17 protein-coding genes and 1 riboswitch are annotated in these 17,514 nt (G+C 72.5%); of the genes, 8 read left to right on the plus strand and 9 right to left on the minus strand.

Annotated features, from left to right (window positions below):
- Positions 1 to 47: 47 nt before the first annotated feature.
- Positions 48 to 1,130 carry an alkene reductase gene (locus tag AB6L24_RS32825; RefSeq protein ID WP_405661405.1) on the minus strand — a complete coding sequence of 361 codons (1,083 nt, stop codon included), beginning with the start codon at positions 1,128 to 1,130 and terminating at the stop codon, positions 48 to 50.
- A 242-nt stretch (positions 1,131 to 1,372) separates the two neighbouring features.
- Between AB6L24_RS32825 and AB6L24_RS32830 the strand changes: the two genes are divergently transcribed.
- A complete protein-coding gene (locus AB6L24_RS32830) occupies positions 1,373 to 1,585 on the plus strand; it encodes an EF-hand domain-containing protein (RefSeq protein WP_030358919.1) in 213 nt (70 codons plus the stop codon).
- 78 nt (positions 1,586 to 1,663) lie between these two features.
- Here AB6L24_RS32830 and AB6L24_RS32835 read toward each other — a convergent pair whose 3' ends face one another.
- Positions 1,664 to 2,497, minus strand: a complete 834-nt coding sequence (locus AB6L24_RS32835) for an ABC transporter ATP-binding protein (RefSeq protein WP_405661407.1) — start codon at positions 2,495 to 2,497, stop codon at positions 1,664 to 1,666.
- The gene (leuA, locus tag AB6L24_RS32840) at positions 2,494 to 4,272 is read right to left on the minus strand and encodes a 2-isopropylmalate synthase (RefSeq protein WP_405661409.1); all 1,779 of its coding nucleotides are present in this window, start codon (positions 4,270 to 4,272) and stop codon (positions 2,494 to 2,496) included. The genes AB6L24_RS32835 and leuA overlap by 4 nt, the downstream gene beginning before the upstream one ends.
- 145 nt (positions 4,273 to 4,417) lie before the next feature.
- Between leuA and AB6L24_RS32845 the strand changes: the two genes are divergently transcribed.
- The 3 genes from AB6L24_RS32845 (at position 4,418) to nadE (ending at position 7,083) form a co-directional block, all read left to right on the plus strand.
- Complete coding sequence (locus tag AB6L24_RS32845) at positions 4,418 to 5,128, plus strand: FadR/GntR family transcriptional regulator (RefSeq protein ID WP_405661411.1); 711 nt, start codon at positions 4,418 to 4,420, stop codon at positions 5,126 to 5,128.
- An 88-nt stretch (positions 5,129 to 5,216) separates the two neighbouring features.
- Complete coding sequence (gene bla / locus AB6L24_RS32850) at positions 5,217 to 6,203, plus strand: class A beta-lactamase (RefSeq protein ID WP_405661413.1); 987 nt, start codon at positions 5,217 to 5,219, stop codon at positions 6,201 to 6,203.
- Positions 6,204 to 6,252: 49 nt separating this feature from the next.
- Entirely contained in the window at positions 6,253 to 7,083 is an 831-nt protein-coding gene (nadE, locus tag AB6L24_RS32855; protein WP_405661416.1) for an ammonia-dependent NAD(+) synthetase, read from the plus strand.
- A 45-nt stretch (positions 7,084 to 7,128) separates the two neighbouring features.
- On the opposite strand, the gene AB6L24_RS32860 is transcribed toward nadE, so the two are convergent.
- A complete protein-coding gene (locus AB6L24_RS32860; RefSeq protein WP_405661418.1) occupies positions 7,129 to 8,064 on the minus strand; it encodes an AraC family transcriptional regulator in 936 nt (311 codons plus the stop codon).
- Positions 8,065 to 8,165: 101 nt separating this feature from the next.
- Between AB6L24_RS32860 and AB6L24_RS32865 the strand changes: the two genes are divergently transcribed.
- Entirely contained in the window at positions 8,166 to 9,203 is a 1,038-nt protein-coding gene (locus AB6L24_RS32865; protein WP_405661420.1) for a zinc-dependent alcohol dehydrogenase family protein, read from the plus strand.
- Positions 9,204 to 9,218: 15 nt separating this feature from the next.
- Here the strand turns inward: AB6L24_RS32865 and AB6L24_RS32870 are convergent, their stop codons facing one another.
- A complete protein-coding gene (locus tag AB6L24_RS32870) occupies positions 9,219 to 9,770 on the minus strand; it encodes a glycoside hydrolase family 25 protein (RefSeq protein ID WP_405661422.1) in 552 nt (183 codons plus the stop codon).
- Between the two features lie 242 nt (positions 9,771 to 10,012).
- On the opposite strand from AB6L24_RS32870, the gene AB6L24_RS32875 reads away from it, so the two are divergent.
- On the plus strand, positions 10,013 to 10,891 hold the full coding sequence (locus tag AB6L24_RS32875; RefSeq protein WP_405661425.1) for a phosphatidylinositol-specific phospholipase C: 879 nt from the start codon (positions 10,013 to 10,015) through the stop codon (positions 10,889 to 10,891).
- Positions 10,892 to 10,911: 20 nt separating this feature from the next.
- Here the strand turns inward: AB6L24_RS32875 and AB6L24_RS32880 are convergent, their stop codons facing one another.
- The 4 genes from AB6L24_RS32880 to gcvT all read right to left on the minus strand — a co-directional run bounded on the left by AB6L24_RS32880 (position 10,912) and on the right by gcvT (position 15,367).
- Positions 10,912 to 12,282: an L-serine ammonia-lyase gene (locus tag AB6L24_RS32880; RefSeq protein ID WP_405661428.1), complete on the minus strand. Its 1,371-nt coding sequence runs from the start codon at positions 12,280 to 12,282 to the stop codon at positions 10,912 to 10,914.
- A 161-nt stretch (positions 12,283 to 12,443) separates the two neighbouring features.
- Entirely contained in the window at positions 12,444 to 13,706 is a 1,263-nt protein-coding gene (gene glyA / locus AB6L24_RS32885) for a serine hydroxymethyltransferase (protein WP_405661431.1), read from the minus strand.
- A gap of 25 nt (positions 13,707 to 13,731) precedes the next feature.
- Complete coding sequence (gene gcvH / locus AB6L24_RS32890) at positions 13,732 to 14,109, minus strand: glycine cleavage system protein GcvH (protein WP_405661433.1); 378 nt, start codon at positions 14,107 to 14,109, stop codon at positions 13,732 to 13,734.
- 133 nt (positions 14,110 to 14,242) lie between these two features.
- Positions 14,243 to 15,367, minus strand: a complete 1,125-nt coding sequence (gene gcvT / locus AB6L24_RS32895; protein WP_405661435.1) for a glycine cleavage system aminomethyltransferase GcvT — start codon at positions 15,365 to 15,367, stop codon at positions 14,243 to 14,245.
- 158 nt (positions 15,368 to 15,525) lie between these two features.
- Positions 15,526 to 15,645, minus strand: a riboswitch (glycine riboswitch).
- A gap of 143 nt (positions 15,646 to 15,788) precedes the next feature.
- On the opposite strand from gcvT, the gene AB6L24_RS32900 reads away from it, so the two are divergent.
- Both AB6L24_RS32900 and AB6L24_RS32905 read left to right on the plus strand, forming a co-directional pair.
- Entirely contained in the window at positions 15,789 to 16,511 is a 723-nt protein-coding gene (locus tag AB6L24_RS32900) for an AAA family ATPase (protein ID WP_405661437.1), read from the plus strand.
- A 100-nt stretch (positions 16,512 to 16,611) separates the two neighbouring features.
- Positions 16,612 to 17,445, plus strand: coding sequence for an enhanced serine sensitivity protein SseB (locus AB6L24_RS32905; protein ID WP_405661439.1), 834 nt, complete (start codon positions 16,612 to 16,614; stop codon positions 17,443 to 17,445).
- Positions 17,446 to 17,514: the final 69 nt, after the last annotated feature.

Genomic DNA, 17,514 nt, shown 5'->3' on the forward strand with positions numbered 1-17,514 from the left:
TTGTGTTGTGCGCGGGATGGTGCGCGGGTGGGACGGGAAAGGTGGGGTCAGCGGTGCGCGTCGAGCGTCGGGTAGTCGGTGTAACCGCGCTCGTCACCGCCGTAGAAGGTGGCCTTGTCGGCCGTGTTGTACGGCCCTTCGGCCCGGACGCGGGCGGGCAGGTCGGGGTTGGCGAGCCACATCTCGGCGAGCGCGACGGCGTCGGCGAGGCCGTCGCGCAGGGCCTCGGCGCCGATCTCCGGCGTACTGGGGAAGGACTCGGCGTCCGGGTGCGCGCACAGGATCAGCAGGCCGGGCCACTCGGCGCGGATCAGCCGCGTGACGTCGCGGGTGAGGATCTCCAGGACGTGCAGATACGCGAGCGGGGTCGGCGCGAGCGCGCGCACGAGGGCGACGTACAGCTCGGCGGTGTCGCTCTCGCTGATCCCGTTGTAGGTGATGCCGGGCGAGACCCGCACCCCGACCCGCTCCGGACCGATCGCGTCGGCGACTGCCGCGACCACCTCGGCGGTGAGCCGGATGCGGTTCTCGATCGAGCCGCCGTACGCGTCGGTCCGCGTGTTCGCGCCGTCGGCGAGGAACTGGTGGAGCAGGAACCCGTTGGCGGCGTGCAGCTCGACACCGTCGAAGCCCGCCGCCACCGCGTTGCGCGCGGCCGTGACGAAGTCCCCGACCGTCGCGCGGATGTCGTCGACGGTCATCTCGCGCGGCGTCGGATGGTCGAGCATGCCGTCGGCGGTGAACAGCTGCTCGCCGGACGCGATCGGGGACGGCCCGACCGGGAGCACGCCGTCCGCGTACAGGCTCGGGTGCCCGATCCGCCCGCAGTGCACGAGCTGGGCGAACATCCGGCCGTCCGCGGCGCGCACGGCGTCCGTCACCACGCGCCACGCCTCGACCTGCTCGTCGGTGTGCAGGCCCGGCGTCAGGATGTAGCCCTGCCCCAGCTCGTTGACCTGCGTCGCCTCGGTGATGATCAGGCCCGCCGACGCGCGCTGTGCGTAGTACTCGGCGGTCAGCCGTGACGGCACGCCCCGCTCGTCCGCGCGACTGCGCGTCATCGGCGCCATCACCAGACGGTTCGGCAGCTCCAGCTTGCCCATGCTCAACGGTTCGAAGTACCCGGCCACGACGTCACTCCTCCATGAAGAGGCCCCCGCCACGGTCGAGGCGGGGGCGCTCCTCAAAGGTCGCCGTGCGGCGCGGCCGGAACAACGCGCGATGTCGCAAGAATCCCGGCGCGCGACTGAATGATCACCATCAGTGCGCTGGCCATGGCCGTACTCCTTGCAGTCGCCACCCGGACCGGCCGTTACCCTGACCTCCGTCAGTAATGCAGAACGCAGTAGTGCGGAACGAAGGGGCGGACCCGGTGGCGGACATCGAAGAGGCACGCAAGCAGTTCGAGCGGTTCGACGCGGACGGCGACGGATTCATCACGGCCGCGGAGTACAAGCAGGCCATGGCGCAGATGGGGGACTGGAACGTCACCGAGTCGGTCGCCGAGGCCATCATCAAGTCCAAGGACGCGAACGGCGACAAGCTGCTGTCCTTCGACGAGTTCTGGGCGAGCCTGAACAAGTAGCGCGTGCGGCACGGCCGCCCCGCGCCCTGAAGGGGCCGCACCCGGTGTCCGGGGTGCGGCCCCTTCGCACGTCCCGCCTCAGCCCCGCGCCCCGGCCCGCGCGCTCCAGCGGCCGTCGCGCCGCTCCACCCGCACCGGGTGCGCGAAGCACGCGCTGACCCGTTCCGTGGTGAGGACGTCGGCGGCGGCGCCCGCGGCCACGGCGCGGCCCGCGCGAAGCAGCAGCGCGTGCGTGGTCCCCGCGGGCAGCTCCTCCAGGTGGTGGGTCACCAGGACCGTGGCCAGGCCGGGACGCGCGCCGCGCAGCGCGTCGAGGCTCTCCAGGAGCTGTTCGCGGCCCGGCAGGTCCAGGCCGGTCGCGGGCTCGTCGAGGAGCAGCAGGCGGGGGTCGGGCAGCAGGGCGCGGGCGACGAGGGTCCGGCCGCGCTCCCCCTGCGAGAGCGTCGGCCAGGGCGCGTCCGCGCGGGCGGTCAGGCCCATGGTCGCGATCAGGAGCTCGGCCCGGTCCCGCTGCGCCGCCGTCGGCGTCCGGTGCGGCACGCGGGCCACGCTGTTGGTGAGGCCGGTCAGGACGACGTCGCGGACGGACAGGGGCGAGCGCAGGGGGTGGCGGGGGTTCACATGGCCCAGGTACGTGCGCAGTTCGCGCAGGTCGACGGTGCCGAGCCGGCGTCCGAGGACCGTCACCGCGCCGTGCGTGGGGTGGCCGAGCGCGCCCAGCAGGCCGAGCAGGGTGGACTTGCCCGCCCCGTTGGCGCCGAGCAGCGCCCAGTGCTCGCCGGGGCGGACGGTGAGGGAGACGTCGTCGAGGATGCGGCGGCCGTCGCGGACGACGGAGACGGAGTCGGCGTGGAGGACGGGGGAGGGGGTGGCCGGGTCGGCAGTAGGCGTGCGGGTGACGGAGGTCGTCATCCCCTGGCCCCCGCCCGGTTCACCGCCGACACCACCGCCTGCACCGACGCGGCCAGGAGCGAGGTGTCCACGCCCACGCCCCAGACGTCCGTCCCCTTAGGCCCCTCAGGCCCCTCAGGCCCCTCGGCCCCGCCGACCCGGCACCGCGCGTACGCCACCGCCTCGCTCGCCCCGCCCGACGTGAGGGCGTGCTCGCTGTAGTCCAGGACGTCCACCGCGACCCCGGCGGCGGACAGCGCGTCCACGAACGCCGACAGCGGGCCGTTGCCGTAGCCCTCGAAGTCCCCCGTCCCGCCCCCGGCCCGGAGCGTGCAGACGCAGCGGTGGGCGCCGTCCGCGGCGGTGTCCGTCGCCCAGGAGAGCACGGACACCGCGCCCTCGAAGTCCGGCCGCCCCGGCGCCAGATACGCCGTGCGGAACAGCGCGTACAGCTCGTCGGGGCTCGCCTCGCCGCCGCTGTCGTCGGTCGCCTCCTGCACCGCCCGGGAGAAGTCGCGGCGCAGCCCCGCGGGCAGGTCGAGGCCGTGGTGCGTGCGCAGCAGATACGCCGTGCCGCCCTTGCCCGACTGGGAGTTGACGCGGATCACGGCCTCGTACGAACGCCCGATGTCGGCCGGGTCGATCGGCAGGTACGGCACGCTCCAGGGCGCGTCGCGCGGCTCGACGCCGAGGTCGGCGGCCTGCTTGGCGTGGTGGGCGAGGCCCTTGGCGATGGCGTCCTGGTGGGTGCCGGAGAACGCGGTGTGGACGAGGTCGCCCGCGTACGGGTGGCGGGGGTGCACCGGGAGGCGGTTGCAGTGCTCGACGGTCTCGCGGACCGTGTCGATGTCGGAGAGGTCGAGCATCGGGTCGACGCCCTGCGCGTACAGGTTCAGGGCCAGCGTCACCAGGTCGACGTTGCCCGTGCGCTCGCCGTTGCCGAACAGACAGCCCTCGACGCGCTGCGCGCCCGCGAGCACCGCGAGTTCGGCGCAGGCGACGCCGGTGCCGCGGTCGTTGTGCGGATGCACGGACAGGATGACGGAGTCGCGGCGGGCCAGGTTCCGGTGCATGTACTCGATCTGGTCGGCGTACACGTTGGGCGTGGCGATCTCCACGGTCGCCGGGAGGTTGTGCGTCACCGGGCGGTCCGGGCTCGCGTCCCACAACTCCGTGAGCCCGTCGCACAGTTCGAGGGCGAAGTCGGGCTCGGTGAGGTTGAAGGTCTCCGGGGCGAACTGGAAGCGGGTGTGCGCGTCGGGGCGGGCGTCGGCGAGGCGGGCCATGTGGGCGGCGGCCTCCGTGACGGTGGCGCGCACGGCGGTGCGGCCCCGGCCGAGGACGACGTCGCGCCACACCGGCGAGGTCGGGACGTACAGGTGGACCACCGCGCGCGGCAGCCCGTCGATCGACGCGAAGGTGCGGTCGATCAGGTCGGTCCGCGCCGGGGTGAAGACGACCGGCGTGACGTCGTCGGGTACGGCGCCCGCGCGCACCCGCTCGACGAGGTGGCGCACGAAGTCGAAGTCCGCGCGGCTCGCCGACGGATAGCCGACCTCGATCTCCTTGAAGCCCATCGACACGAGCAGCTCGAAGAAGCGGTGCTTGCGCGCGGTGTCCATCGGCTCGGCGAGCGCCTGGTTGCCGTCGCGCAGGTCGACGGGGACCCACAGCGGGGCGCTCTCGATCCGCGCCGACGGCCAGCCGCGGTCGGGGGCGAGGACGGTGACGCGGTCCTCGTGGGAGCGGTAGCGGTGGAAGGGCATCGGTCCGGGGCGCTGCGGGTTCCAGATCATGCGGAGCACCCTAAACACACCTCAGATCCTCAGACAAGTACTCCTCAGACAAGTACACTCGGCGTACGCTCCTGACGCCCGCAGGCCGACAACAGACGGACCAGGCGTGCGTTCCCGACGCCGCAGACAGACAGGTGACCCCCGCATGCCGCTCGGCTCCCTCCGCCCCAGCCCCCTCGTCGAACAGGCCACGGAGCGGCTGCGCGAACAGATCACCACCGGCCACTGGCCGGTCGGCAGCAAGCTCCCCGGTGAGACGACCCTCGCCGGGGAACTGGGCGTCGGCCGCTCCACGGTCCGCGAGGCCCTGCGCGCGCTCGCCGGGGCCGGGCTCGTCCAGGCGCGGCAGGGCGCCGGGGTCTTCGTCATCGCCACGGCACCCGCCGAGGACTGGCCGACCCGGCTGCGCAGGGCGAAGATCGGCGACGTGTACGAGGTGCGGATGCTGGTCGAGGTGCAGGCGGCCCGGCTCGCGGCCACCCGCCGCACCCCCGCCGACATCCGGGCCATGCACGCCGCGCTCACCGCCCGCAGGGCCGCGGCCCCCGCCGCCGACGCCGCCTTCATCGACGCCGACATCGCCCTGCACGCGTCCGTCGTCGCCGCCGCGCACAACCCCGTCCTCACCGACCTGTTCGGCGAGTTCGTGCCCGCCCTGCGCGAGGGCCTGATCGCCCTGCTCGACCTCATCGACATCCACCGCGCGGAGTCGGACCACGGCGACGAGGCCCACGAGGCGCTGGTCCGGGCGGTCGAGGCGGGGGACCCGGAGGTGGCGGAGCGGGTGGCGCTCGCCGAACTGCGGGCCACCTTCGGGAAGTTGACGGGGATCGGCGGCGAGGACGGCCGGGGCTGAGGGGGCCGGGCGGACACCGGGCGGGGCGGGGCCGGAGGTATCGTTCGCCTCAGCTCGTTGTGTTCGCAAAGCCTGACGGGGGATGGTCATGACGTCGCCGCGCTCGGCCCTGACGCGCCGCGGACTCCTGGGGGCGGCGGCGCTCGTCCCGCTGGCCGCGTGCTCCACGGACGAGGACCCGGTCAGGCACCCACGCGGCACGCACGTGGGCCCGACCGAATCCCCGGCCGATGCCCCATCCGATGCCCCGTCGGCGTCCCCCGCCCCGGGCGCCCGCCGCCACCGCCGCCGATTCGCCGACCTGGAGCGGGAGTTCGACGCCCGCCTCGGCGTCTACGCCCTCGACACCGCCACCGGCGCCACCCTCGCCCACCGCGCCGACGAGCGCTTCGCCTTCTGCTCGGCCTTCAAGGCCCTCGCCGCGGCCGCCGTCCTCGACGGCAACCCGCTGTCCCACCTCGACCAGCGCGTCACGTACAGCAGAGCCGACCTCATGAAGCACGCGCCGGTCACCTCGCGCCACGTCGACGACGGCATGACCATCCGGCAGCTGTGCGACGCCGCCATCCGCTACAGCGACGGCACCGCGGGGAACCTGCTGCTCCGCGACCTCGGCGGCCCCGACCGCCTGACCGCCTACGCCCGCGGCCTCGGCGACAAGGTCACCCGCATGGACCGCGTCGAACCCGCGATCACCCAGGCCACCCCCGGCGACCCCCGCGACACCAGCTCGCCCCGCGCCTTCGGCGGCACGTACCGGAAGATCGTCATCGGCGACGCCCTCCCGGGCCGCAAGCGCACCTTCCTCCTCGACCTCCTCAAGCGCAACGCCACCGGCGCCGAGCGCATCAAGGCCGGACTGCCCCGCGACTGGACCATCGCCGACAAGACCGGCACCGGCGACCACGGCACCCTCAACGACATCGCCGTCCTCTGGCCCCCGAGGTCCGCGCCGCCCGTGCTCCTCGCGATCATGACGAGCAAGGCCGCGAAGGACGCCCCGTACGACCAGGCGCTGCTCGCCGAGGCCGCCGCCTACGTGACCTCCGTACTGCCCGGGAAGCCCTCTCGGTAGGGCTCGGTAGGGTGGACGGCACATCGTGAACCGGAACAAGGAGCCAGACGTGAGCGAGTCGGCGGCCGTCGCCCTGCAGCAGGAGATCGCCCGGGAACTCCAGGTGGCCGAGGTCTTCGAGGCCGAGCGCGAGATCGAGCGCCGGGTGGCGTTCCTCGCCGAGCGGCTGACCGCCACCGGGCTGCGCTCCCTGGTGCTCGGCATCAGCGGCGGAGTCGACTCCACCACCACCGGACGGCTCTGCCAGCTCGCCGTCGAGCGGGCCCGCGCCGCCGGGCACGAGGCCCGCTTCCACGCGATGCGCCTTCCCTACGGCGTCCAGGCCGACGAGCACGACGCGCAGCTCGCGCTCTCCTTCATCCAGGCCGACGACGTCCTCACCGTCGACATCAAGCCCGCGAGCGACGCCGCCCTGGAGGCCTCGCTGGCCGCCGGGGTGCGCTTCCGCGACGCCCACCACCAGGACTTCGTGCACGGCAACATCAAGGCCCGGCAGCGCATGATCGCCCAGTACGCGGTCGCCGGGGCGCACGACGGCCTGGTCGTCGGCACCGACCACGCCGCCGAGGCCGTCTCCGGCTTCTTCACCAAGTTCGGCGACGGCGCCGCCGACCTGGTCCCGCTCACCGGCCTCACCAAGCGCCGGGTGCGCGCCGTCGCCGACGCCCTCGGCGCCCCCGCCGAGCTGGTGTGGAAGACCCCCACGGCCGACCTGGAGACCCTCGACCCCGGCAAGGCCGACGAGGACGCCCTCGGCGTCACGTACGACGACGTCGACGACTTCCTGGAGGGCAAGCCGGTGGACGCGCGCGCCTTCGACACCATCGTCCGCCGCTACCGCCTCACCGACCACAAGCGGCAGCTGCCCGTCGCCCCGTGAGGGACCGGCGCACGCGGGCTACGCGGACTACGGGGGCTACGCGGACTACGCGGCCTTGCGGTACTGCCCCGGCGTCACCCCGAACTGCCGCTTGAACGCCTTGGCGAACGCGAACTCCGAGGCGTAGCCGCAGCGTTCCGCGATCACGCGTAGGGGCGTGTCCTCCTGGTGCAGAAGGCGGCCCGCCGTCGTCATCCGCCACCACGTCAGGTACGCGAGCGGCGGCGCCCCCACCGTCGCCGCGAACCTGCGGGCGAACGGCGCCCGGGAGAGCCCGCCGAGCGCGCCGAGGTCCGCCACCGTCCACGGGTGCGCCGGGTCGGCGTGCACGGCCCGCAGCGCCGCCGCCACCGCCGGGTCGGCGAGCGCCGCCGCCCAGCCCGTCGGATGCCCGGTGCCGTGCCGCTCACCCAGCCACCAGGCCCGCAGGATGTACGCAAGGAGTGTGTCGAGCAGCGACGAGACGATCGTGTCCGAGCCCGGCTTCGGGTCGTCCAGCTCGGCGCCCAGGAGCTCCACGACCCCGCGCAGCGAGCCGTGGGCGCCGACGCGGGCGGGCAGGTGGACCACCTCGGGCAGCTCGGACAGGAGCGGGTGGGCGCGGACGCGGTCCAGGTGGTACGCGCCGCAGAGGAGCACCGCGGCGGGCGGCTCGCCCGACTCCCCGTCCGCCGACCGCGCGGGCGGCTTCGGCCAGGACCCGTCCGGCTCAAGATCGAACCGGTCGAGGGGCGCCCCCGGCTCGCTCATCAGGGCGTGCCCGCTGCCGTGCGCGATGAACACGATGTCCCCCGGCGCCAGCGCGATCGGCTCCGCACCCTCCCGCCCCGGCACCAGCCAGGCCGACCCCCGCAGCAGCACATGGAACCCGGCCCCGCTGTACTCCCCGAACCGCGCGCCCCACGGCGCGTACTTGTCCCAGATCGCGGAGTGCGGCCGCCCGAGCCGCATGGCGGCGATCGCGTCACTGAGTACGTCCATGTCCGAACCGTAGCGCGCACGCAGAGCAGCGAGACGTACAGACAGAAAACCAAGACAAGCGAGCATGGAACGTCTCGCAGCCGCTGCATAGCGTGTCCACCATGACGACGAAGCAAGCGACACCGCACACATCAACGACTGCAACTACCGCAACTACCGCTCAGACAGTGCTCTTTGACGAGATCGGCGGACCCGAGGTCCTGAAGGTGCGCGAGGTCGAACTCCCCGCCCCGGGCCCGGACGACGTCCTCATCCGCGTCGAGGCGATCGGCCTCAACCGCGCCGAGGCCCTCCTCCGCTCCGGCACCTACTACTACCCGCCCACCCTGCCCGCCTCCCGCAACGGCTACGAGGCCGCGGGCGTCATCGAGGCGGTGGGCGCGGACGTGACGGCGTTCGCACCCGGCGACACCGTCCTCACCACCGGCAACTTCGAGCTGAGCGCCCACGGCGTGTACGCGAACCGCGTCGTGCTGCCGCAGCACGCGGTCGCCCGGCGCCCCGCCGACGTCGACGCGGTCACGGCCGCCGCCGTCTGGCTCACGTACACCACCGCCTACGGCGCCCTGCACCTGCGCGCGGGCATGCGCCCGGGCGACCACGTCCTGATCACCGGCGCGTCCAGCGGGGTCGGCACGGCGGCCCTCCAGGTCGCACGCCGCGCGGGCGCGACCCCCATCGCCACCACCCGCACCGAGGACAAGCACCGGCAACTCCTCGACCTGGGAGCGGAACACGTCATAGTCACCGACACGGAAGACGTGGCGAAGGAGACGAAACGCCTCACCGAAGGCCGAGGCGCCGACATCGTCCTGGACGCGATCGGCGGCCCCGCCTTCCGGACCCTCGGCGAAGCCGCGGCCGAGGACGCCACGTACATCCTCTACGGCTGGCTCGACGGCCGCCCCGCCACCGTCCCCATGACCTGGCCCGTCACCGTCCACGGCTACAACAACGCCCTCGTCACCGACACCCCCGACGCCCGCCGCCGCGCCTCCGCCTACCTCAACTCGGGCCTACGGGACGGCACCCTGCGCCCCCAGATCGCCCAGACCTTCGACGGCCTCGACCGGATGCCGGACGCCCACCGCCTGATGGAGACGAACACCCACATCGGCAAGATCGTGGTGCGGCCCTAAGGGCGGGGAGCCGGGCTACGGCGTGGCCCAGTCCCGCATCGCGTCCTCGCTCGCGAAGTCCGCCACGTTCTTGTCCAGCGGCGTCGACGTGTACTGGTGGATGCGCCACTTGGCCTGGATGCGGGGTTTGCCCGCCGTCACGTAGTCGGCGATCCAGAGGCCGTCGCCCGCATAGGACGTTGTGTCCCTATTGAGCCAAAAGTCGCGATTGCAGTAGAGCATCACCCGATGGTTCGGGCGCAGGCGTTTCACCTCGCGGATGAAACGGTCCTTCTCCGCGTTTGTGGCGGCCGTGTGGTCGCCCGTCCACTCCCAGTCGACGGCCAGGAAGTCCCCGGCCTTCTCGGGTGCCTTGCTCACGAAGTACTCGGCCTGGGCCGTGATGTTGCCCGGCCAGAGGAAGTGGTAGAAGCCGACGACGCAGCCGCCGTCGCGGGCGAGTTTTGTCTGGGCGGTGAGGCGGGGGTTGATGTAGGAGCGGCCCTCTGTCGCCTTGATGATGACGAAGGCGAGGCCGTCGGTGGAGAAGGACGACTGGTGGGAGCTGACGTCGATGCCGCGCAGCATGGGGCCTCCAGCGGTGGGGGGAGTGGGTCCGGCGCCGGGGCCGTGGGGTGGCAGGGTCCGGCGCGTGACGGGTGGTTGGTTTCAGGTCTGACGGGTGAACGGTCAGAGGTTGACTGTTACTTGACCGTTCCCCGTGAGGGGCGGGTTCCACCCTCGTACTGGCGTTCCTTGCCTCCGTGCGTGTATGGAGTACGGGCACGCGCGTCCACCACCACCCCCCACTCACGGATACGGGACCCCACATGCCCCTGACCCGCCGCGCCTTCCTCACCGGCGTCACGGCCACCGCCGCCACCGCCCTCCTCACCGCCCCCGCCTCCGCGAGGACCCGCACGCGCGCGCTCGGCGTGCAGAACTGGATGGCCGGGATCGACGCGGGAACTCCGCTGCAGCGCCTCACGATTCCCGGGACGCACGACTCGGGTGCCCGCTTCGGCGGCTGGTGGGTGGAGTGCCAGAACACCACGCTGGGGCAGCAACTGGGCTCCGGCATACGCTTCCTGGACATCAGGTGCCGGGCCTTCGAGGGGTCCTTCACCATCCACCACGGCGCGTTCTACCAGAACCTGAATTTCGACGACGTGCTCGGCGCCTGCCGGGACTTTCTGCGCGGGCAGCCGAGCGAGACCGTGCTGATGCGCGTCAAGCAGGAGTACTCGGAGGCGAACGACGCCGCCTTCCGGGCGATCTTCGACGACTACCTCGACCGGCGCGGCTGGCGCTCCCTGTTCCACATCGGCGACGCCTGGCCGCGCCTCGGCGAGGTCCGCGGGAAGGTCGTCCTCATCGCCGACAACGGTGGTCTGCCCGGCGGCATCCGCTGGGGCGACGGCGGCGTCTTCGACATCCAGGACGACTACAACGCGGTGCCCGCCGCCAAGTTCCCGAAGATCGAGGCGCACTTCAGGAAGGCCGCGGCCCAGCCCGGCAAGCAGTACATCAACTTCGTCAGCACGGCCGCCGCGATCCCGCCGCGCTGGAACTCCGACGACCTCAACCCGAGGACGCACACCCTCCTGGAGAGCGCGGAGGGACGGACCTGGCGCGGGCTCGGGATCGTCCCGATGGACTATCCCAACACCCGCGCCGGCCTGGTGGAGTCACTGATCGCGCGCAACTAGCGGCGGCCGCGCGGTGGGCCTCAGCACTCGATGATGTTCACGGCGAGCCCGCCGCGCGCCGTCTCCTTGTACTTCACGCTCATGTCGGCGCCGGTCTCCTTCATGGTCTTGATGACCTTGTCGAGGGACACCTTGTGGCTGCCGTCGCCGCGCATCGCCATCTTCGCGGCGGTCACGGCCTTCACGGCGGCCATGCCGTTGCGCTCGATGCACGGGATCTGGACGAGCCCGCCGACCGGGTCGCAGGTCAGGCCGAGGTTGTGCTCCATGCCGATCTCGGCGGCGTTCTCGACCTGCTCCGGGGAGCCGCCGAGGACCTCGGCGAGGGCGCCTGCTGCCATCGAGCAGGCGGAGCCGACCTCGCCCTGGCAGCCGACCTCGGCGCCGGAGATGGAGGCGTTCTCCTTGAAGAGCATGCCGATGGCGCCCGCGGCGAGCAGGAAGCGGACGACGCCCTCGTCGTCGGCGCCGGGCACGAAGTTCATGTAGTAGTGCAGGACGGCGGGGATGATCCCGGCGGCGCCGTTCGTCGGGGCGGTGACCACGCGGCCGCCCGCGGCGTTCTCCTCGTTCACCGCCATCGCGTACAGCGTGATCCACTCCATGGCGCGGGCCTGCGGGTCGCCCTCGGCGCGCAGCTGCCGGGCCGAGTTCGCGGCGCGGCGGCGGACCTTCAGGCCGCCGGGCAGGATGCCCTCGCGGGACATGCCGCGGGACACGCAGGCCTGCATGACGCGCCAGATGTCGAGGAGGCCGGAGCGGATCTCGTCCTCGGTGCGCCAGGCCTTCTCGTTCTCCAGCATCAGGGCGGAGATGGACAGGCCCGTCTCGGAGGAGAGGCGCAGGAGCTCGTCGCCGGTGCGGAAGGGGTACTTCAGGACGGTGTCGTCCGGGACGATCGGGTTCTCCCCGGCCACTGCGTCCTCGTCGACGACGAAGCCGCCGCCCACCGAGTAGTACGTCTTCTCCAGGACGAGGGCGCCGTCGGTGTCGTACGCGAAGACGGTCATGCCGTTCGCGTGGTACGGCAGGGCCTTGCGGCGGTGCAGGATCAGGTCGGCGTCGAAGTCGAAGGCGATGTCGTGCATGCCGAGGACGTTCAGGCGGCCCGTGGACTTGATCTCCTCGACGCGGTCGTCCGCCGACTCCACGTTCACGGTGCGCGGGGACTCGCCCTCCAGGCCGAGCAGGACGGCCTTGGGGGTGCCGTGGCCGTGGCCGGTGGCACCGAGGGAGCCGTACAGCTCCGCCCGTATCGAGACGGTGTGGGCCAGCAGGCCCTCGTTCTTCAGGCGGCGGGCGAACATGCGCGCCGCGCGCATCGGGCCGACCGTGTGGGAGCTGGACGGGCCGATGCCGATCGAGAACAGGTCGAAGACCGAGATGGCCACGGTGGAACTCCAATGATGGGTGGTAGACGCCGTTGTCCGCCGGGTGGTGCGGGGGCAGCTTGCCGTGCTGGTGGGCACGTGGTGCGGGGCACCGCGCGCACTGTCCTCATGTCCAGTGTGCGCGGTGCCCCGGAAGTCCGTACCAACTAAAGCGTACGAAACTACTTCAGGCCGGGGTACAGCGGGTGCTTCGCGGCCAGAGCGGACACCCGGGCCTTGAGGGCCTCGGCGTCGAAGTCGGGCTTCAGGGTCTCGGCGATGACGTCCGCGACCTCGCGGAAGTCCTCGTCCTGGAAGCCGCGGGTGGCCAGGGCAGGGGTGCCGATCCGCAGGCCGGAGGTGACCATCGGGGGCCGCGGGTCGTTCGGGATGGCGTTGCGGTTGACCGTGATGCCGACCTCGTGGAGGCGGTCCTCGGCCTGCTGCCCGTCCAGCTCGCTGTTGCGGAGGTCGACCAGGACCAGGTGCACGTCCGTGCCGCCGGACAGGACGTCCACGCCGACGGCCTTGACGTCGTCCCTCACCAGGCGCTCGGCCAGGATGCGGGCGCCGTCCAGGGTGCGCTGCTGTCGCTCCTTGAAGTCGTCCGAGGCGGCGACCTTGAAGGAGACGGCCTTCGCGGCGATCACGTGCTCCAGGGGGCCGCCCTGGAAGCCGGGGAAGACCGCGGAGTTCAGCTTCTTCGCGAAGTCCTTGTTGCGGGCCAGGATGATGCCGCCGCGCGGGCCGCCGAGCGTCTTGTGCGTGGTGGAGGTGACCACGTCCGCGTACGGCACCGGGTTGGGGTGCAGGCCCGCGGCGACGAGCCCGGCGAAGTGCGCCATGTCGACCCACAGCTTCGCGCCGACCTCGTCGGCGATGCGGCGGAACTCGGCGAAGTCCAGCTGCCGCGGGTAGGCGGACCAGCCCGCGATGATCACCTTCGGGTTGTTCTCCTTGGCCAGGCGCTCGACCTCGGCCATGTCGACCAGACCGGCCGCGTCCACGTGGTAGGCGACCACGTTGAACTGCTTGCCGGAGAAGTTCAGGCGCATGCCGTGGGTGAGGTGCCCGCCGTGCGCCAGGTCGAGGCCGAGGATCGTGTCGCCGGGCTGGGCGATCGCGAAGAGGGCGGCCTGGTTGGCGGAGGCGCCGGAGTGCGGCTGGACGTTGGCGTACTCGGCGCCGAACAGGTCCTTGACCCGGTCGATGGCGATCTGCTCGGTCACGTCCACGTGCTCGCAGCCGCCGTAGTAGCGGCGGCCGGGGTAGCCCTCGGCGTACTTGTTGGTGAGGACGGTGCCCTGGGCCTCCATGACGGCGACCGGAGCGAAGTTCTCCGAGGCGATCATTTCCAGGGTGGACTGCTGGCGGACGAGCTCGGCGTCGACGGCGGCGGCGACGTCCGGGTCGAGCTCGTGGAGAGGGGTGTTCATAAGCGACATCGGAAGATCAGTCCTTACGCCGTGGTCAGCTGCCGGAGAACGCGGTGTACTCGTCCGCGGAGAGCAGGTCGCCCGGCTCCTCCGCGACGCGCACCTTGAACAGCCAGCCACCCTCGAAGGGGGCCGAGTTCACCAGGGACGGGTCGTCCACGACGTCCTGGTTGGCCTCGACGACCTCGCCGGTGACCGGCGAGTAGAGGTCGCTGACCGACTTGGTCGACTCCAGCTCGCCGCAGGTCTCGCCCGCGGTGACCGTGGTGCCTGCGGCCGGGAGGTCGGCGTAGACGACGTCACCGAGCGCGTTGGCCGCGAACTCGGTGATGCCGATCGTCGCCACACCGTCCTCGGTGGCCGACAGCCACTCGTGCTCCTTGCTGTAACGCAGCTGCTGGGGGTTGCTCATGGCCTGAATTCTCCTGTACGCGGGCGAGTGCTGAGGAACGTGGGTCTTACGGACTGAGACGGGCGCGTGCCGCCACCGGGGCCGACGGGACGCGGAGGCGTCCGCGGACCGGGCGTGGGCCGTCGCCGCCGGGCTACTTCTGGCGCTTGTAGAACGGCAGCGCGACGACTTCGTACGGCTCGTGCGTGCCGCGGATGTCCACGCCCACGCCCGCCGTGCCGGGGGCGGCGTGCGCCGCGTCGACGTACGCCATCGCGATGGGCTTGCCGAGGGTCGGGGACGGCGCGCCGGAGGTGACCTCGCCGACGACCTCGCCGCCGACGACCACGGACATGCCCGCGCGCGGGACCCGGCGGCCCTCGGCGATCAGGCCGACCAGCTTGCGCGGGGGAGCGGACTCGGCGCGCTCGGCGGCCGCGCGGAGCGCCTCGACGCCCACGAAGTCGTCCGCGTGGGTCGTCTTGTCAAACTTGACGACCCTCCCCAGACCGGCGTCGAACGGCGTCAGGGCCGTCGTCAGCTCGTGCCCGTACAGCGGCATGCCCGCCTCCAGGCGCAGCGTGTCGCGGCAGGACAGGCCGCAGGGGACCAGGCCCACCGGGGCACCGGCCTCGGTGAGCGCCCGCCACAGCTGCTCGGCGTGCTCGGGGGCCACGAACAGCTCGAAGCCGTCCTCGCCGGTGTAGCCGGTGCGGGCGATCAGGGCGGGGACGCCCGCGACGGTGCCGGGCAGGCCCGCGTAGTACTTCAGGCCGTCGAGGTCGGCGTCCGTGACCGCCTTCAGGATGCCGGGGGACTCCGGGCCCTGGACGGCGATGAGGGCGTAGGCGTCGCGGTCGTCGCGGACCACGGCGTCGAACCCGTCGGCGCGCGCGGTCAGCGCGTCCAGCACGACCTGGGCGTTCCCGGCGTTGGCGACGACCATGTACTCCTGGTCCTGGAGCCGGTAGACGATCAGGTCGTCCAGGATGCCGCCGTCGGCCTGACAGATCATGGTGTAGCGGGCGCGGCCGACGCCGACGGAGCCGATGTTGCCGACCAGGGCGTGGTTGAGCAGGTCCACCGCCGCGGGGCCGAAGACCGTGATCTCGCCCATGTGGGAGAGGTCGAAGAGGCCGGCGCGGGTGCGGACGGCGTTGTGCTCGTCGCGCTCGCTGGCGTACCGCAGCGGCATGTCCCAGCCCGCGAAGTCGGTCATGGTCGCACCGAGGTCGCGATGCAGGGCGTCCAGGGCGGTGTGGCGTGGGGTATTGCTCATCAGTACTGGCTCCCGGGGCATGACGGGCGAGGTCGATCCTCCCCATCTGTCATCGAACCTGAGAGGTTCACCACGTCCCGTGCGTATGACGGGTCATGACTTGCACCTTGGGTGGAGCCGCCCCTGTGACCGGGGATCGACCCGCTTTTCAGATGTGCCTCGCCCGCGCGGTACGGGGCCTGAGAGATTCAAGGGAGGAACTTGCTCCTTCGGCGCCCCGGGACGACGTCCGCATCGAGGTGCGGTCACGTCTCCGGGAACTCTCCCGCGCGGATTCAAGCGGCCGGTATGGAGTTGGCGCGCACATCATTGCACGCGCCCCCGCTTCACGACAGCAGCAACTTCTTCACGACGGCGGCTACGGCGGAATGCCCTTGTGCGGCATTACCGTCTCTTTACACTCAACGGAGAAGTACTGGGGATGAGTGACGTGACCAGCATGGGGAGGCCGATCACGGTGCGCAGGAGCGGTGCTTATGCGACCACCACGGGTGCGGCGCCGCCCGGGAGCGGCGTGGTGCCGCCGCAGCCCGGTGTCCCCGTGCGCGAGAGCCTCGGGTACTTCCCGCGGCCCGTCGTGCGCGACCTCAGGGACCGGGCCCGGCGCGGCCCGCGCCGCCTGGTGTTCGCCGCGAGCGACGTCGTGGTCGTGTCCGGGCTTCCCGGCAGCGGCAAGTCCACGCTGATGCGGCGCGCGGTGGCGGGCCCGCGTGTGGACTCCCAGGACACCCGGGACCGGTGGGCGGCCCGCATGCCCCGGCTCCTGCCGTACGCCCTCTACCGCCCCCTGGTCCGGGTCGCGCACTACGCGGGCCTGCACCGGGCGCTGCGCTCCGGCGCGGGCGTCGTCGTGCACGACTGCGGTACGCAGCCGTGGGTGCGCCGGTGGCTCGGCCGCGCCGCCGCCCGGCGCGGGGCCACGCTGCACCTCCTCCTGCTCGACGTGCCCGTCGAGGTCGCCCTGGACGGGCAGCGCGAGCGCGGGCGCGGGGTCTCGCGGTACGCCTTCGCGCGCCACCGCAGGACGGTCGGCCTCCTCGTCCGCGCCGCCGAGCGGGGCGAGCTGCCGCGGGGCTGCGGCTCGGCGGTGCTCCTTGACCGGGAGGCGGCGGGGGCGCTGCGGGAGATCGGGTTCGAGGGCTGAGGGCTGAGGGGGCTGAGGGGGCGGTGCTGCGGGGGTCCCGGTTAGGGTCGGGCCCGCAGCACAGGAGCAGGGCAGAGCGCAGAGCAGGGGTCGAGGACAGATGAACTATCCGGGGGACCACCCGGGCGGCATTCCGGCACCGGGACAGGCACCGGGGCCGGGCCCGGACCAGGGGTATCCGCACGGGCATCCGTACGAGGGCTGGCCGGCCAACGAGCTGGAGGGGGTCCTGGCCGCGTCGCTCGGGGCGCCGCCGTCGGACTCGGTGGGCGCCCGCATCGTCGAGACGCTGGGCCGCGGCCGGGTCTGGGTCCCGCTCCCGTCCGGCGGTGGCCCCGACCAGGGCACGCTCGACCTGCCCACGCTGGAGATCGACGGCCAGGCGTACGTTCCCGTCTTCACGTCGGAGCAGCAGTTCCAGCAGGTCACGGGGGGCCGGATGAGCTGGACGGTGGCGCCCGCGGTGGAGTTCGCGCGCGGGCTCCAGCCGCAGCTCGGCATCGTCCTGAACCCCGAGGGCACGGTCGTCGTGCCGCTGCCGCCGCCCGCTGTGGCGGCGCTGTGCCAGGTGGGGCGCACGGAGCTGGACGGTCCGACGACCGGCGGCCGGGTCCGTCTCTTCGAGCCGGACTGGAAGGAGGACCCGGTCGACTTCCTGAGCGCCGCGTCCCGCGAGTTCCAGGCGACCGGGGTGGTCCTGACGGCCCGTCGCTGCCTGGCCAGCGTCGAGGGCGAGGACCCGTCCCTGTTCGTCGGCGTGGAACTCTCCTCCTGGGAGGGCGACGCCCGCGAGGCCCCCATGCAGGCCCTGGCCCGCGCCCTCACCGCGTTCCCCCCGGCCTGGCCGGTCAACCTGGTCCTCCTGGACGTGGCCCAGGACCCGGTCACGGACTGGCTCCGCACCCACATCCGCCCGTTCTACACATCCCACTGACCCCCTGCCCAGGGCTCTTTCCCACCTGCCCCTTGGCCTCGGGGAAGACGGACGGCACGGGGCCGGGGC

It is taken from the genome of Streptomyces sp. RK9, from assembly GCF_045070545.1.
Taxonomy (GTDB): domain Bacteria; phylum Actinomycetota; class Actinomycetes; order Streptomycetales; family Streptomycetaceae; genus Streptomyces; species Streptomyces alboflavus.